This is a genomic window from Arthrobacter sp. MMS24-T111 (assembly GCF_054888995.1).
Window position 1 is genome coordinate 2,869,892 of the sequence record NZ_JBTZRO010000001.1, and the last position, 13,729, is coordinate 2,883,620.

Genomic DNA, 13,729 nt, shown 5'->3' on the forward strand with positions numbered 1-13,729 from the left:
AACCCCGTTGTCCCGCCTTCCGGCGGGCGGCGGGGTTTTTGTTTTTCGGCTTTCCAGTCCCATTGTCAGTGCTCCGCCATACCTTTCAGGGATGGAACACGTCATAGTGCACACAGACAGCGAGGGAATGCCGACGGCGGTGCTGAGCCGCGGCAGGGAATGGGCGGTGGGTGCCGAGCCGGTGAGGTGGTACGAACGCGTCAATTGGTGGGAGACCAGCCGCCGGATGCCGAAGGGCAACAGCGGAGTGGACGTGGAAGTCCTGCAGTTGCAGGTGCGGCTGGGAAACAACATCCGGTCCGCGTTGACCACCATGTATCTCCAGCGTGACGGCCTGGGCGGCGGCTGGCGGCGCAGGGAGTCGGAAGCGGATGCGGCCTGACCTGCCCCGCTTGGTCCGCCCGCCAGTGGGCATTGGAAAACCCTCCACCGCGACTATTGGGGGATGCCGCGGTGGAGGGCCTGGGACGAATATACCGTGAACTCCCGGAAACAAAAAGTCCCGAGGCGCCCGCGTCATCGCGCGGGCGTCGGCCGGCACTGCAGGTCCGCCAAGGCCAGCCACTATGATGGGTTGTGTTCAGCTGAATGGACAGAGCTGATGAGTGCATGCGCCTACCGAAGGAGAATCATGGCCGATTCCCGCACCCCACGTTCCTCCGAAGGGCCCGCAAGCGCTTCGCCTGCGCCGGCCGTTACCCGCGCTGCCGCCGTCCTGGAGGCACTGGCTGCGTCCGCAGGAGGGCGGCTGACCCTCAGTGACCTTGCCCGGGAGCTGGGAATCCCGAAATCCTCCACCTCCAACCTGCTTTTGGCGTTGGAGGACGCCCGCCTCATCAGCCGGCAGGGCTCCGAATTCATGCTTGGCCGCAAGCTGGTTGAGCTTGGCGCGGCCTACCTCAGCCGCATGGACGAGGTCCAGGAGTTCTACCGGTACTGCGAGCAGGCGCCCACCCTTTCCGGCGAGACGGTGCGGATTGCCATGCTGGACGGGACCAATGTCATCTACCTGGCGCGCTACGAGGGACACCCGGCTGTCCGGCTCACCTCCAACATCGGCGACAAAATGCCGGTCTCCCTCTGTGCCGTGGGCAAGGTGTTGATCGCCAGGCTTCACGACCACGACATCGACGCCTTGTTCCCCGACGACGCCGAACTGCCCGTCCTCACCCCGAAGTCCCTGCGGACCGGTCGCGAGCTCAAGGATCAGCTGCGGTCCATCCGGGAGCAGGGCTACGCCTTCGAGGACGAGGAATCCACCACGGGCGTGGTCTGCCTGGGCGTGGCTGTCCCCACCCGCGGCTCCCATGGACCCAGCCTGGGGTTGTCGGTGACGGCGCTGAAGGCAACCTACACCCCCGAGCAGGGTGCGCAGATGGTCAAGGAACTTCAGGAACTGGCACGGTCCTTGGGCAATCCCATGAGCTAGGAAGGCGTCCCCAAGGGAAAGTTGAACTACTTTTGCCTCAACCGCTTGCCAGTTGTCCAACTTGCTGTACTCTGTTCAACATAGTGATCGGCATCTCGGGTGCCGTTGCTGACCCGCCAGGCCAACGGGGGCCTGGCGCGTGATGAGGGAGTTCTTGTGACAACTCGTACTAATGCACCGCAGGCCGCGGACGGCACCGTCGTCGACGCCGACCAGCTGCGAAGGGCAACTCTTGCAAGTTCCGTGGGGTCCGCACTGGAGTACTACGACTTCTATATCTACGGCCTGGCGTCCGCGTTGATTTTCGGCCCGCTTTTCTTCGCCCCGCTAGGTGAAAGCGGCGCCGTCATTGCCTCCTTCGCCACCTATGGTGTGGGATTTGCGGCCCGGCCCTTCGGCGGCATCGTCTTTGGCCACATTGGTGACAGGTTCGGGCGCAAGATGGTCCTGATCCTCACCATCGGCCTCATGGGAATGTCCAGCTTCGCCATTGGACTCCTGCCCACCTTCGATCAGGCCGGAATGCTCGGCGCGGTCCTCCTGGTGAGCCTCCGCATCATCCAGGGCCTTGGGGCCGGCGCCGAACAGGCGGGCGCCACCACGCTCATCTCCGAGGTTGCGCCGCGCCGCCGTCGTGGTTTCTTTGCCGCGCTGCCCTTCGTTGGCATCCAGCTGGGCACCCTCCTGGGCGCCGGAACATTCGCCTTGATGGCCATGGCCGACAAGTCCGTCCTGCAGGGCTGGCTGTGGCGTGTGCCGTTCCTTGCCAGCATTATCCTGATCGGCATTGCGGTCTTCATCCGCCTTCGCCTGAAGGAGACGCCGGTCTTCCAGGAACTCGAAAAGCACAAGGCTGTGGTGAAGAACCCGGTGTCCCAGATCTGGCGCCATTCCAAGAAGAACGTCCTGGTGGGGATCGGCCTGCGCATGGGTGAAAACGGAAACTCGTCCATTTACTCCGCCCTGCTGGTTTCGTTCATCAGCATGCCTGCCGGTGTCTTTCCGGGCGACAAGTTCATCGGACCCACCGGACTGCTGATCGCGGCCGGCTTTGCCGCCGTCATGGTGGTCGCATTCGGTGCCCTGTCCGACCGCTACGGCCGCGTCCCCGTTTACCGCTACGGTGCCCTGTTCCAGGCGGTCATCGCGCTCCCGGCCTTCTACCTGGTGACCCTCGGCAACGTCACGCTCGTCTGGGTCGTCATGGTGGTGGGCATCGCCCTGGGCGTCCAGGCCATGCTCGGGCCGCAATGTGCCCTTCTGCCCGAGCTGTTCGGTTCCCAGCACCGCTTTACCGGGGTTGCCCTGAGCCGTGAACTGTCGGCCGTCCTCGCCGGCGGCTTCGCCCCGATGATCGGTGTCGCGCTGCTGGCGGCCACCAACCACTCCTGGCTGGTTCCCGCACTGTACTCCCTCGTCCTGGCTTTGATCTCGTTCATCACCACGTTCTTCACGCCGGAAACCGGCGGCCGGGACCTGGTCCTCGTCGAAGACGCCAGCTGACGCCGGCCTGACGCCCGGTCCGGATCATCCGGGCCGGGCGTTTGGCGTGTGCGGGAGACAACCGGGCCGGCATCGCGGAGGTCGGGAGGTTCCGAGGGGCACCGTTGTTACTGCGGCCTGATGGGCAGCAGTCCGGCGCCACAAAAGAAAGGCCGCTGCATCCCCTGGGCAGGGGATGCAGCGGCGTTGCCGGTGCCTTGGCCAAGTGAAGGGTCAGTAGAAGTGGACCGTGTCCACGAGGTGGGGGAGTTCGCCGCCGTCGAGGAAGGTTCGCAGGTTGCTGCAGAAACGGTCGGTGATCAGCCTGTTCTCTGCGGCGCTCAGCGCAGACGTATGCGGCGACACCAGAACTTTCGGGTGGCTCCAGAGCGGGCTTTCGAGGGGGAGCGGTTCCACTGCGAAGACATCGAGGCAGGCGTAGGAGACCTGGCCGTTATCCAGGGCCTCGAGCAGCGCTTCCTCATCCACCACGGTGCCGCGTCCGACGTTGACGAAGACGGTGCCGGGTTTCATGGCAGCAAAGACGTCCCGGTTGAACAGCTTCTCCGTATACGGGGTGCCCGGGAGGGTGTTCACCACGGCATCGGCGGTGGCAAGGAGGCGGGGAAGGCCGTCGTTTCCGGTCACCTGGTCGATGCCTTCCAGGGGCTCCGGGGTCCTCTTGGTTCCACTGACGGCCATGCCCAGGGCGCGGGCAAGCCGGGCCGTCTCAAGGCCGATCTCACCGAGCCCCGCAATGACCAGCCGGGAACCGCTCACCAGCCGCGTGGGGGTGCGAAGTTCCGGCCAATTCCTGGCCCGCTGGTCCAGCGCCAGCTCGGCGGTGCGCTTGAACCCGTTCAGGATGCCCATGGCTGCAAACTCGGCCAGGGGAAGCGCGTGCACGCCTGCGGACGTTGTGACCTTGAACTTTTGCAGGACCTGCTGGTCCAGGCCGGACGCTTTAACCGCCCCGCCTGCGCCGGCTGCCATGGCGTGGACCCACTGCAGGTGTCCGTTGTCGGTGGCAATCCGGGCCAGGCCCGACGGGCTTTCGTTGGGGAATCCGTAGAGGACCTGTGCGCTGTTCAGCATCGACCAATAGCGTTCTTCCTGTTCCGGGGTCCGCCGGAAGTCCGGATCTCCGGCGTGGTCCGCCGGGAAGCGCTCGGGCGGCAGGAGGTCGGGCTCGTACAGGACGGTCACGGACGGATCAACGGCCCTGATCCGGTCCACCAGCTCGGCTTCGAGCGGCACGGCAATGGCCACGGTAGTTATGGAAGTCATGGTGTTCATCATACTGAATCATGGCTAGGATATTGAACAAATCTTTTAGCACGATGACGTGAGGCTGGGTCATGGAGGACAAACGCGCAGGCTTTGCAGGCCTGGGATTGATGGGCGGACTGATGGCGGCAAACGCCCTCCGCAGCGGATGGCAGGTCACGGGCTGGAACCGGTCTCCAGGGGCAGCGGGCCGGTTGCGGGACCTCGGCGGAACAATTGTCCCCGCGGTGGAAGGCCTGGGCCATCTTCCCGTCATCGTTTTCATGCTTCCGGACCTGCCACTTATCGAGGAGGCCGCGGCCGGGCTCCTAGCCCGGTGGAAAGAAGAGCCGCCGGCGCCCCACACCGTCCTGCTGGTCATGAGCAGTGTCTCGCCCACCGCCGTGCAGGCTTTCGGGCGCCGCGTCACCGAGCTCACCGGCGGGCGCGCCCAGGTTGTCGACGCCCCGGTCAGTGGCGGCACCAAGGGCGCCGCGGACGGCACCCTCGCCATCATGGCCGGCGGCGAGGAGTCTGCGTTCCGCAGGGCAGAGCCGCTCCTGCACGCCATGGGCACCACCGTCCGCCGCCTTGGTCTGCTTGGCGCAGGGTCGCTCGCGAAGGCGTGCAACCAGCTGGTCGTGGGAACGACGACGGCGGCGCTCGCCGAAGCTGCCGAACTGGCAGAGCGTTCCGGGCTCGATCCGGCGGCGCTTTTCGACGTCCTGTCCGGCGGTTTGGCCGGCAGTAGAGTGCTGGATATCGTCGGACCGCGCCTGGTCAGCAAGGACTACGCCCCCACGGGCCCGGCAAAATTCATGCACAAAGATCTTTCCTTCGTCCTCGACGCAGCGCGCGCAGCGGGAACGGCCACCCCGATCGCCACTGCCGCCGCCGAACTCTATGCCGAACTGAAACGCCAGGGCCTTGGCGACCAGGACCTCGCAGTAGTGCGCCTAACCATCTCCAACCTCAGCCAAAAAGCCGCGGTTGCGGCGGAAGGAACAGTTGCTCCATGAGTTCACTTTTTGATTTGTCGGGTCGGGTTGCGTTGGTGACGGGCTCCAGCCGGGGCATCGGTTCCTCGCTCGCCCGGGCGTTGGCCGACGCTGGTGCCACGGTGGTGCTGAACGGCGTCAACCCGGAGCGGCTTAGGGAAGCCGAAGCGGCGATGGCTGCCGACTTTCCGGCCGGCCGCATTGCCAGCATCGCGTTTGACGTTACCGACGGTGAGGCGGCAGCCCGCGGTATCGCGTGGATCGAAGAGCATGTGGGTCCGTTGGAGATTCTGGTGAATAATGCCGGGATCCAGCACCGGGTGCCGATGCTGGAGTTGGAGGTGGCGGATTGGGAGCGGGTGATTTCCACGGACCTGACCAGTGCGTTCCTGGTGGGGCGGGAAGCGGCCCGGTGCATGATTCGGCGGGGCCGGGGCAAGATCATCAATATTTGTTCGGTGCAGACGGACCTGGCCCGCCCGACGATCGCCCCGTATGTTGCGGCCAAGGGCGGGCTGCGGAACCTGACGCGGGCCATGACGGCCGAGTGGGCCGCGTCCGGCCTGCAGGTCAACGGGATCGCGCCGGGGTATATCCATACGGAAATGACGCAGAACCTGGTGGATGACGAACAGTTCAATGCCTGGATCCTGGGCCGGACCCCGGCCCACCGCTGGGGCACGCCGAAGGATCTGGCCGGGCCGGTGGTCTGGCTGGCCTCGGACGGGTCGGATTTCGTGAACGGGCAGACCATTTTTATCGACGGTGGAATGACGGTGGTGGTCTGATGCCCGCGAACACACCTGTCCAGGCAGGGGCCCACATGCTGCCCGTTTCCGGGCCGGCCGTGGTGGCGCACGCCGCGGGGGACCTCCGGGTCGATGTGGTCCCGCTGGCCCGGCCGGCGGATGACCAGGCCGTCGTTGAGGTCTTGTACGGCGGGATCTGCGGGTCGGACCTGCATTACTGGCTGCACGGGGCGGCGGGGGAGTCCATCCTGAAGGCGCCCCTGGTGCTGGGCCATGAGATTTCCGGTGTGGTGGTCCGCGCCGCGGCCAACGGCCAGGGGCCGCAGCCCGGTACCGCCGTCGCCGTCCACCCCGCCACCCCGGGCCCGGGCGCGGCCCGGTACCCTGTGGACCGGCCCAACCTCTCACCCGGGTGCACGTACCTGGGCAGCGCCGCCCGTAACCCGCACACGGACGGCGCCTTCAGCCGGTACGTGAACCTGCCCGTCCGGATGCTGCGGGCCCTGCCCGAGGGCATCGACCTGCGCACGGCCGCCCTGGTCGAACCCGCGTCCGTGGCCTGGCACGCGGTCTCCCGCGCCGGGGACGTGGCCGGGAAGACCGCGCTGGTGATCGGCTCCGGCCCCATCGGTGCCCTCGCCGTCGCGGTCCTCAAACGCGCTGGAGCCGCGCACATCACCGCTGTGGACCTCCATCCCAAACCCCTGGAGATCGCCCGGGCCGTCGGCGCGGACCAGGTCATCAACGCCGCAGACACCGAAGCGATCGCCGCCGTGGAGGCCGATGTCGTGATCGAATCCTCCGGCAACCACCACGGCCTGGCCTCCGCCATCCGCGGCGCGGTCCGCGGCGGGACCGTGGTCATGGTGGGGCTGCTGCCCACCGGCATGCAGCCGCTACCCATCTCGCTGGCCATCACCCGCGAACTGGACCTCAAAGGCTCCTTCCGCTTCAACGACGAAATCGACCAGGTCATCGCGGCGCTTGCCGACCGGTCCCTGCACATCGACCCCGTCATCACCCACCAATACCCCGTGGAGGACGCCCTGCACGCCTTCGAAATCGCCAAAGACTCCACCAGCTCCGGCAAAGTCCTCCTCAGCTTCGACGGGAAAGGAAGCAGCTGACCGTTACTGCCGGACGGGGATGAACACCCGCGGTTGCTCCGTCCAGGTATCCGCCATCTGTGACATGGTCCGCCTCATGATCCTGTCCGATGCTTCGCGGGCAGCGGGAGCGTCCCCCCTGGCGATTGCCTCTGCCACATCTTCGTGCCACTGCAGGGCGGCCTGGTGGGGATGGTCCGGCATCAGGCCGTGTACCGTCCTGCCCGTCAGTGTTTCGGCCACCTGCCCCATGAGGTTGGCGAACATCTCGTTGCCTGAGCCGGAGAGCAGCAGTGAGTGGAAGCGGATATCCAGTTCCAGGAAGCGGGCAACCTTGCCCTGGTTGCCGGCTTCCCGCATGGCGCGGGCAACGTCCACGAGTTCCAGGCGCAGCGGCGCCGGCGCGTTCTCTGCTGCCAGTTCGGCGGCTGCCGGTTCCACGGCGGCACGGAGTTCGGCAAGGGAGCGCAGCTGCGCTCCGCGTGCATCGCTGGCCAGCCGCCACCGGATCACCTGCGGGTCAAAGGGGTTCCAGCGGCTTGAAGGCAACACCCGGATTCCCACCCGCTTGGTGGTCTCCACCAGTCCCAGGGACTGCAGGACGCGCACGGCTTCACGGATCACCGAGCGGGAAACCTTCAGTTCATCCTCCAGCCGCTCGGCGAGCATGACGTGTCCCGCGGGGAGATCCCCTGAGATGATCCGGGTGCCCAGGTTCTCGATGGCACGGTGGTGGAGGCTGCTGGTCATGCTGCTAAGCCTAGTTGCTGGCGGGTGCGGGATTGCCGGCTGACGGGGACGGACGGGACACGGAAGGGCGGCAGTCCTAGACTGGCAGCGACACAAACGGTTTCATGACGCGGACGTTACTTTCGCGTCACCGCCAGAATATATATGCTTTATTCCGACCCCCTGATATGCCCCGGCGTCCCAACCCGCACCGGAACCCTGGATCCGGGGCAAACAATGAATTGGAGTTATTGATGTCTGCACACATCGGTGTCACCGGCCTCGCAGTGATGGGCGCCAACCTTGCCCGCAACCTCGCCCGCAACGGGTTCACGGTTGCCCTGCACAACCGGTCGGTGGAAAAGACCGACGCACTGCTGGAGAAGCACGGCTCGGAGGGCGATTTCATCCGGACCGAATCCCTGCAGGAACTGGTCGATTCCCTGGAGAAGCCGCGCCGGGTGCTGATCATGGTCAAGGCAGGGAAGCCGGTCGATTCGGTGATCGAGCAGCTGGAGCCGCTGCTGGAACCGGGCGACATCATCATCGACGCCGGCAACTCACACTACGAGGACACCCGCCGCCGGGAAGCCTCGCTGGCCAAGAAGGACCTGCACTTCGTGGGCGTCGGCGTCTCCGGCGGCGAAGAGGGTGCCCTGAACGGTCCGTCCATCATGCCCGGCGGCTCCAAGGAGTCATACAAGGCCCTGGGCCCGCTGCTGGAAAAGATTTCGGCAAAGGTGGACGGTGAGCCCTGCTGCGCGTGGATTGGCACCGACGGCGCCGGCCACTTCGTCAAAATGGTCCACAACGGCATCGAGTACGCCGACATGCAGGTCATTGGTGAGGCCTTCGACCTCCTGCGCTCCGGGGCCGGCATCGAACCGGCCGAGCAGGCGAAGATCTTCTCCGAATGGAACCAGGGCGAACTCTCGTCCTTCCTGATCGAGATCTCCGCCGAGGTCCTGGGCCATGTCGACGCCAAGACCGGCAAGCCGTTCGTCGATGTCGTCGTCGACGCCGCGGGCCAGAAGGGCACCGGACGCTGGACCGTGATCTCGGCCCTGGAAGCTCGGTTCCCCGTGTCCGGCATTGCCGAATCGGTCTTCGCCCGTGCGCTCTCCTCCCAGGCCGCCCAGCGCAAGCTTGGCCAGGAGCTGCTGGCCGGCAACGAGGCAACGGTTGAGATCCCCGAGACGTTCGTTGAGGATGTCCGCCAGGCGCTCTACGCCTCCAAGCTGGTCTCCTATGCGCAGGGCCTGGACATGCTGACCTCCGCAGCCAAGGAATACGGCTGGGACCTCAAGCTGGACGAAATCGCTTCCCTGTGGCGCGCCGGCTGCATCATCCGCGCGGAGCTCCTCAAGGACATCACCAAGGCCTACGCAGCGGACGAGAAGCCCGCAAACTTGCTGTTCGCACCGGCGTTCACCAAGGCCATTGGCGACGCCCTCCCGGCGTGGCGGCGGGTAGTAGCCACCGCCGTGCAGCTTGGCATCCCGGTGCCGGTGTTCTCCTCCTCGCTGGCGTACTACGACGGCCTGCGCCGCAAGCGCGTTGCGGCTGCCCTGATCCAGGGCCAGCGCGACCTCTTCGGCGCCCACACCTACGGCCGTGTGGACACCGAAGGTACGTTCCATACCCTCTGGGGCGAAGACAAGTCCGAAATTTCGGCAGTCGACACGCACTAGCCCACAGCGCTTCCGGCGCGGCGGCCGGCGCTTCCCCGATACTCTGGGGGCGCCGGCCGTTGGCATTTCCGGCGCCCTTCCATCAGTATCCCGCCCTCCCCGGGCGGCGCCCCAAGGAGTCCGCCATGAACCAGCCCGTCGCTTTCGTCACCGGTGCGTCCACTGGAATCGGCTTCGAAGCTGCCCGGAAGCTCGCGGCCCGCGGATTCACCGTGTACGCCGGCGCCCGGCGGGTGGAGAAGATGGAACCGCTCAAGGCCGACGGCGTCCGGACCCTGGCGCTCGATGTGACGGATGAGGCGTCGATGGTCGCCGCCGTCGGGGAAGTCTTGTCGGCCCACGGCCGTATCGACGTGCTGGTCAACAACGCCGGCTACGGATCCTACGGCTCGCTTGAGGACGTCGAACTGGCGGAGGGCCGCCGGCAGTTCGATGTGAACCTTTTTGGACTGGCGCGGATGACGCAGCTCGTACTGCCGGGCATGCGGGCCGCCGGCCGGGGGCGGATCATCAACATCTCCTCGATCGGCGGAAAGATGTACGAGCCCCTGGGCGCCTGGTACCACGCCACCAAGTTCGCCGTGGAGGGCCTTAGCGATTCGTTGCGGGTGGAGCTCAAGCCACACGGCATCGATGTGTCCATCATCGAACCGGGCGGCACCCGGTCCGAGTGGGGCGCCATTTCCGCGGAGGGCCTGCTGGCGAATTCGGGGACCGGACCTTACGCCGCCCAGGCCAAGGTGGTGGCGGCCGCGCTGGCTTCAACCGACGGTTCGGCGTTGTCCTCGCACCCTGCCGTGATTGCGGACGCGATCGTCCATGCCGCCACGTCGCCGCGGCCAAGGACCCGCTACCCGGTGGGCAAGGGCGCCCGGGCCATCCTGCTGCTGCGCCGGCTGCTTCCGGACCGCGCCTTCGACACCGTGTTGTGGAGCATCTACAAGCGTTTCCCCGGCTAGCAGGGCAGAAGCCAGGGTATGGCCCGAACTTCGCGTCCCCCGGCACGGTGGGGCCACCCGATGCTTGGTCCCGCAGCAGGGGTCCGCCTGGACATCTCGCGGAGCCAGGCAACGCCGGACGCTAAATCCGGACGCTAGATCCGGTACTCGATATCGTATTCGGCCGGATCCACTGCGGGTTTGGTTTCCCGCTGCGCATCGCGGTGCCGCCACTTGGCAGGAACGCCGGTAACGATCGACTCCGGCGGCGCGTCCTTGACCACGACGGCGTTGGCACCAACGGCGCTGTCCCGGCCAATGGTAATGGGCCCCAGGATTTTGGCTCCAGCACCGATCGTCACGCGGTCCCCGATGGTGGGGTGGCGTTTGATCCGTGCCAGCGAACGGCCGCCCAGCGTGACGCCGTGGTAGATCATGACGTCCTCGCCAATTTCCGCGGTCTCACCGATCACCACCCCCATGCCGTGGTCGATGAAGAACCTGCGGCCGATGGTGGCACCTGGATGGATCTCGATGCCGGTGGCAAACCTGCCCAGCTGCGACAGGAGCCGCGCCGGAAAACGCAGGGCAGGGTTCTGCCACAACCGGTGCGTCAGCCGATGGATCCAGATGGCATGCAGGCCGGAATAGGCGAAAAAGTTCTCAAAAGAACCTCGAGCCGCCGGGTCGTGGGACCGGGCGGCCTCGAGGTCTTCCTTCAGTCTTGCGAAAAAGCCCACAAAGTTCTTTCTACAGGAAACGGGCGGGCAGCTGAGTCTGCTTAGCCCCGGATGTCGTCATACAGCACGGTGGAGATGTAACGCTCACCGAAGTCGCAGACCACGGCCACGATCAGCTTGCCCGCGTTTTCGGGGCGCTTGGCCAATTCCAGCGCACCCCAGACGATGGCGCCGGAGGAGATGCCGCCCAGGATGCCTTCCTTGATGCCCAGCTCGCGGGCAACGCGGACCGAGTCCTCCAGCGAAGCGTCGATGACCTCATCGTAGACGGTGGTGTCCAGCAGTTCCGGAACAAAGTTCGCGCCGAGGCCCTGGATCTTGTGCGGGCCCGGAGCGCCGCCGTTCAGGATGGGGAGTCCTTGGGTTCCACGGCCACGATCTGCACGCCGGGCTTGCGCTCCTTCAGCACCTGCCCTACGCCGGTGATCGTTCCGCCGGTGCCGACGCCCGCCACGAAGATGTCAACGGCACCGTCGGTGTCGGCCCATACCTCTTCTGCGGTGGTCTTCCGGTGGATCTCCGGGTTGGCTTCGTTGGCAAACTGCTGTGCCCAGATGGAGTTCTCCGTGTTGGCCACGATCTCCTGGGCCTTTTCCACGGCTCCGCGCATACCCTCGGAGCCCGGGGTCAGCACGATCTCGGCGCCGAAGGCGCGCAGCATGACGCGGCGTTCTGTGGACATGGTTTCCGGCATGGTCAGGATGACTTTGTAGCCGCGCGCGGCACCGACCATGGCGAGGGCGATGCCCGTGTTGCCGGAGGTGCCCTCGACGATGGTGCCGCCGGGCTTCAGTGCACCCGACTTTTCCGCGGCGTCGATGATGGCGACGCCGATACGGTCCTTGACGCTGTTGGCCGGGTTGTAGAACTCCAGCTTGACCGCAACGGTGGCGTCCAGTCCCTCGCTGAGCCGGTTCAACCGAACCAGCGGGGTCCCGCCGACCAGTTGCGTTACATCGTCATAGATCCGTGCCATGTACATACGCCTATCTCTAAGGGGTGAATACTGAGGTCAGCCTAACGAGGCCGCGTAACGCTGGCTAAGCGTTAAGCCATGCAGAGTAATATTTCCTCGCCTTGGCCAGTTTGGGGTTGATGATCACCTGGCAGTACCCCTGTTCGGGATGCTTGGCGTAATAGTCCTGGTGGAATTCCTCCGCCACGTGGAACCGGGGCAGGCGGCTGACTTCGGTGACGATGGGGTGCTTCCACAGCGCCTGGTTGCGTTCGATCGCTTCCTCGAACAGGATCTTCTCCTCCGTGGTCTCGTAGAACATGGAGGAACGGTACTGGGTGCCCACGTCGTACCCCTGGCGGTTCAAGGTGGTGGGGTCGTGCAGGGCAAAGAACATATCGAGGATGACTTCGGCCGGAATGACCTCCTCGTCGAAGGTCACGGCCACAACCTCCGCGTGTCCCGTGGTTCCGCTGCACACCGAGTAGTAGTCGGGATGGGGATCGTGGCCGCCGGTATAACCGGACACCACCGAGGTGACGCCCCTGGTCTTCTGGTAGACAGCGTCGAGGCACCAGAAGCAGCCCCCGCCAAGAACAAAAGTTTTCATGACCTCTTCAATGGTTGACGGCCCCGGATGATTCCCGCCGGCCCTTCCCGGCACCGCAACATGCGGCGCCGGGAAGGCGATGGGGTAAAACTAAGACTATGGAACCTGTGGACACCGACGTTACCGGCCAGGCAGATCACGACGGCGAAGACTCCTCCGACGCGCTGGGCCACGACAGTGCCGCCGAGGCTCCCACGCTGGCCGAATTGTTGCTTGCCGTTGAGGAACTGTGGCCTGAATCGCTGGCGGAGAACTGGGACGAAGTGGGGCTCGTGGCAGGCCACCCGTCCGCTCCCGTCAGCAAGGTGATGTTCGCGGTGGACCCCACCCTGGAGGTCATCGAAGAAGCCATTGAGTGGGGTGCCGGCCTCCTCATTACCCACCATCCGCTGCTCCTGAAGGGTGTCACGTCGGTGGCGGCAACCACGGCGAAGGGACGGGCTGTCCACCGTCTGATCGAGTCGGGAACGGCACTGCTGACCGTGCACACCAACGGCGACTCCGCCGTCGGCGGCGTTTCCGATGTCCTGGCCGACGCGCTGGGACTGCAGGATGTCGCCCCGCTCACCGCGGCGGCCAACGGGCTGCCGGAGGAAGGCATTGGGCGGGTCGGCGACCTGGCGGACGCCATGAGCCTGGGCGATTTCGCTGCACGGGTGTTCGGCATCCTTCCCTCAGTGGCCGGGGGTGTGCGCGTTTCCGGGGACAAGGACGGCGTGGTGCGGCGGATTGCCGTGTGCGGCGGCGCCGGCGATTCCCTGTTCAACGAGGTCAGGGCCAGCAACGCGGACGTGTACGTCACCGCGGACCTTCGCCACCACCCCGCGTCCGAGGCCCGGGAAGCTGCCCTCAACGGCCGGCCCTACCTGGTGGACGTCTCGCACTTTGCCAGCGAATGGCTCTGGTTGCCGGCCGCCGCCGCAGCCCTGGGCAACGTCCTGGCGGACCAGGGGCACGACCTGGAGATCCGGGTCAGCACCACCAACAGTGACCCTTGGGACTTCATCCTCACTCCGGGCTGAGCCCGGCAGCGAGG

The 13,729-nt window shown here is 65.8% G+C and carries 13 protein-coding genes and 1 pseudogene; 9 read left to right on the plus strand and 5 right to left on the minus strand.

Annotation, left to right across the window (positions count from 1 at the left end; all coding sequences use genetic code 11):
* The first annotated feature begins 91 nt into the window (after positions 1-91).
* The 3 genes from ACX5I6_RS13445 to ACX5I6_RS13455 all read left to right on the plus strand — a co-directional run bounded on the left by ACX5I6_RS13445 (position 92) and on the right by ACX5I6_RS13455 (position 2,932).
* Entirely contained in the window at positions 92-382 is a 291-nt protein-coding gene (locus ACX5I6_RS13445; RefSeq protein ID WP_461840784.1) for a hypothetical protein, read from the plus strand.
* Positions 383-631: 249 nt separating this feature from the next.
* Positions 632-1,429: an IclR family transcriptional regulator gene (locus ACX5I6_RS13450; protein ID WP_461840785.1), complete on the plus strand. Its 798-nt coding sequence runs from the start codon at positions 632-634 to the stop codon at positions 1,427-1,429.
* A 156-nt stretch (positions 1,430-1,585) separates the two neighbouring features.
* On the plus strand, positions 1,586-2,932 hold the full coding sequence (locus ACX5I6_RS13455; protein WP_285246321.1) for an MFS transporter: 1,347 nt from the start codon (positions 1,586-1,588) through the stop codon (positions 2,930-2,932).
* A 213-nt stretch (positions 2,933-3,145) separates the two neighbouring features.
* Here the strand turns inward: ACX5I6_RS13455 and ACX5I6_RS13460 are convergent, their stop codons facing one another.
* Positions 3,146-4,210 carry a D-2-hydroxyacid dehydrogenase gene (locus ACX5I6_RS13460; RefSeq protein ID WP_461840786.1) on the minus strand — a complete coding sequence of 355 codons (1,065 nt, stop codon included), beginning with the start codon at positions 4,208-4,210 and terminating at the stop codon, positions 3,146-3,148.
* Positions 4,211-4,269: 59 nt separating this feature from the next.
* Here ACX5I6_RS13460 and ACX5I6_RS13465 point away from each other — a divergent pair, with 59 nt between their 5' ends.
* The 3 genes from ACX5I6_RS13465 to ACX5I6_RS13475 are packed head-to-tail and all read left to right on the plus strand — an operon-like array spanning position 4,270 to position 7,051.
* Complete coding sequence (locus ACX5I6_RS13465; protein ID WP_461840787.1) at positions 4,270-5,196, plus strand: NAD(P)-dependent oxidoreductase; 927 nt, start codon at positions 4,270-4,272, stop codon at positions 5,194-5,196.
* Entirely contained in the window at positions 5,193-5,963 is a 771-nt protein-coding gene (locus ACX5I6_RS13470) for an SDR family oxidoreductase (protein WP_461840788.1), read from the plus strand. Before ACX5I6_RS13465 ends, ACX5I6_RS13470 begins: the two co-directional genes overlap by 4 nt.
* Positions 5,963-7,051: an L-idonate 5-dehydrogenase gene (locus ACX5I6_RS13475; protein WP_461840789.1), complete on the plus strand. Its 1,089-nt coding sequence runs from the start codon at positions 5,963-5,965 to the stop codon at positions 7,049-7,051. The genes ACX5I6_RS13470 and ACX5I6_RS13475 overlap by 1 nt, the downstream gene beginning before the upstream one ends.
* A 3-nt stretch (positions 7,052-7,054) precedes the next feature.
* Here the strand turns inward: ACX5I6_RS13475 and ACX5I6_RS13480 are convergent, their stop codons facing one another.
* Entirely contained in the window at positions 7,055-7,780 is a 726-nt protein-coding gene (locus ACX5I6_RS13480; protein WP_461840790.1) for a FadR/GntR family transcriptional regulator, read from the minus strand.
* A 233-nt stretch (positions 7,781-8,013) separates the two neighbouring features.
* Here ACX5I6_RS13480 and gndA point away from each other — a divergent pair, with 233 nt between their 5' ends.
* Together gndA and ACX5I6_RS13490 are read left to right on the plus strand one after the other, a co-directional pair.
* The gene (gndA, locus tag ACX5I6_RS13485) at positions 8,014-9,450 is read left to right on the plus strand and encodes an NADP-dependent phosphogluconate dehydrogenase (RefSeq protein WP_461840791.1); all 1,437 of its coding nucleotides are present in this window, start codon (positions 8,014-8,016) and stop codon (positions 9,448-9,450) included.
* Positions 9,451-9,575: 125 nt separating this feature from the next.
* Positions 9,576-10,409, plus strand: coding sequence for an oxidoreductase (locus tag ACX5I6_RS13490; protein ID WP_461840792.1), 834 nt, complete (start codon positions 9,576-9,578; stop codon positions 10,407-10,409).
* A gap of 134 nt (positions 10,410-10,543) precedes the next feature.
* On the opposite strand, the gene epsC is transcribed toward ACX5I6_RS13490, so the two are convergent.
* The 3 genes and pseudogenes from epsC to msrA all read right to left on the minus strand — a co-directional run bounded on the left by epsC (position 10,544) and on the right by msrA (position 12,693).
* Positions 10,544-11,128 carry a serine O-acetyltransferase EpsC gene (gene epsC, locus ACX5I6_RS13495; RefSeq protein WP_018761618.1) on the minus strand — a complete coding sequence of 195 codons (585 nt, stop codon included), beginning with the start codon at positions 11,126-11,128 and terminating at the stop codon, positions 10,544-10,546.
* 41 nt (positions 11,129-11,169) lie between these two features.
* Positions 11,170-12,104, minus strand: a pseudogene (gene cysK, locus ACX5I6_RS13500) (cysteine synthase A).
* Positions 12,105-12,168: 64 nt separating this feature from the next.
* Positions 12,169-12,693 carry a peptide-methionine (S)-S-oxide reductase MsrA gene (gene msrA, locus ACX5I6_RS13505; RefSeq protein WP_018761616.1) on the minus strand — a complete coding sequence of 175 codons (525 nt, stop codon included), beginning with the start codon at positions 12,691-12,693 and terminating at the stop codon, positions 12,169-12,171.
* A 98-nt stretch (positions 12,694-12,791) separates the two neighbouring features.
* Between msrA and ACX5I6_RS13510 the strand changes: the two genes are divergently transcribed.
* Positions 12,792-13,715, plus strand: coding sequence for a Nif3-like dinuclear metal center hexameric protein (locus ACX5I6_RS13510; RefSeq protein ID WP_285246313.1), 924 nt, complete (start codon positions 12,792-12,794; stop codon positions 13,713-13,715).
* The last annotated feature ends 14 nt before the right edge of the window (positions 13,716-13,729 follow it).

What these genes read in the sequence shown, in the direction of transcription:
- ACX5I6_RS13510 (WP_285246313.1), top strand. Translation starts at nt 12,792, where the DNA reads ATGGAACCTGTGGACACCGACGTTACCGGCCAGGCAGATCACGACGGC.
- ACX5I6_RS13450 (WP_461840785.1), top strand. Translation starts at nt 632, where the DNA reads ATGGCCGATTCCCGCACCCCACGTTCCTCCGAAGGGCCCGCAAGCGCT.
- ACX5I6_RS13475 (WP_461840789.1), top strand. Translation starts at nt 5,963, where the DNA reads ATGCCCGCGAACACACCTGTCCAGGCAGGGGCCCACATGCTGCCCGTT.
- gndA (WP_461840791.1), top strand. Translation starts at nt 8,014, where the DNA reads ATGTCTGCACACATCGGTGTCACCGGCCTCGCAGTGATGGGCGCCAAC.
- msrA (WP_018761616.1), bottom strand. Translation starts at nt 12,693, where the DNA reads ATGAAAACTTTTGTTCTTGGCGGGGGCTGCTTCTGGTGCCTCGACGCT.
- ACX5I6_RS13460 (WP_461840786.1), bottom strand. Translation starts at nt 4,210, where the DNA reads ATGATGAACACCATGACTTCCATAACTACCGTGGCCATTGCCGTGCCG.
- ACX5I6_RS13470 (WP_461840788.1), top strand. Translation starts at nt 5,193, where the DNA reads ATGAGTTCACTTTTTGATTTGTCGGGTCGGGTTGCGTTGGTGACGGGC.
- ACX5I6_RS13490 (WP_461840792.1), top strand. Translation starts at nt 9,576, where the DNA reads ATGAACCAGCCCGTCGCTTTCGTCACCGGTGCGTCCACTGGAATCGGC.
- ACX5I6_RS13465 (WP_461840787.1), top strand. Translation starts at nt 4,270, where the DNA reads ATGGAGGACAAACGCGCAGGCTTTGCAGGCCTGGGATTGATGGGCGGA.
- ACX5I6_RS13480 (WP_461840790.1), bottom strand. Translation starts at nt 7,780, where the DNA reads ATGACCAGCAGCCTCCACCACCGTGCCATCGAGAACCTGGGCACCCGG.
- ACX5I6_RS13445 (WP_461840784.1), top strand. Translation starts at nt 92, where the DNA reads ATGGAACACGTCATAGTGCACACAGACAGCGAGGGAATGCCGACGGCG.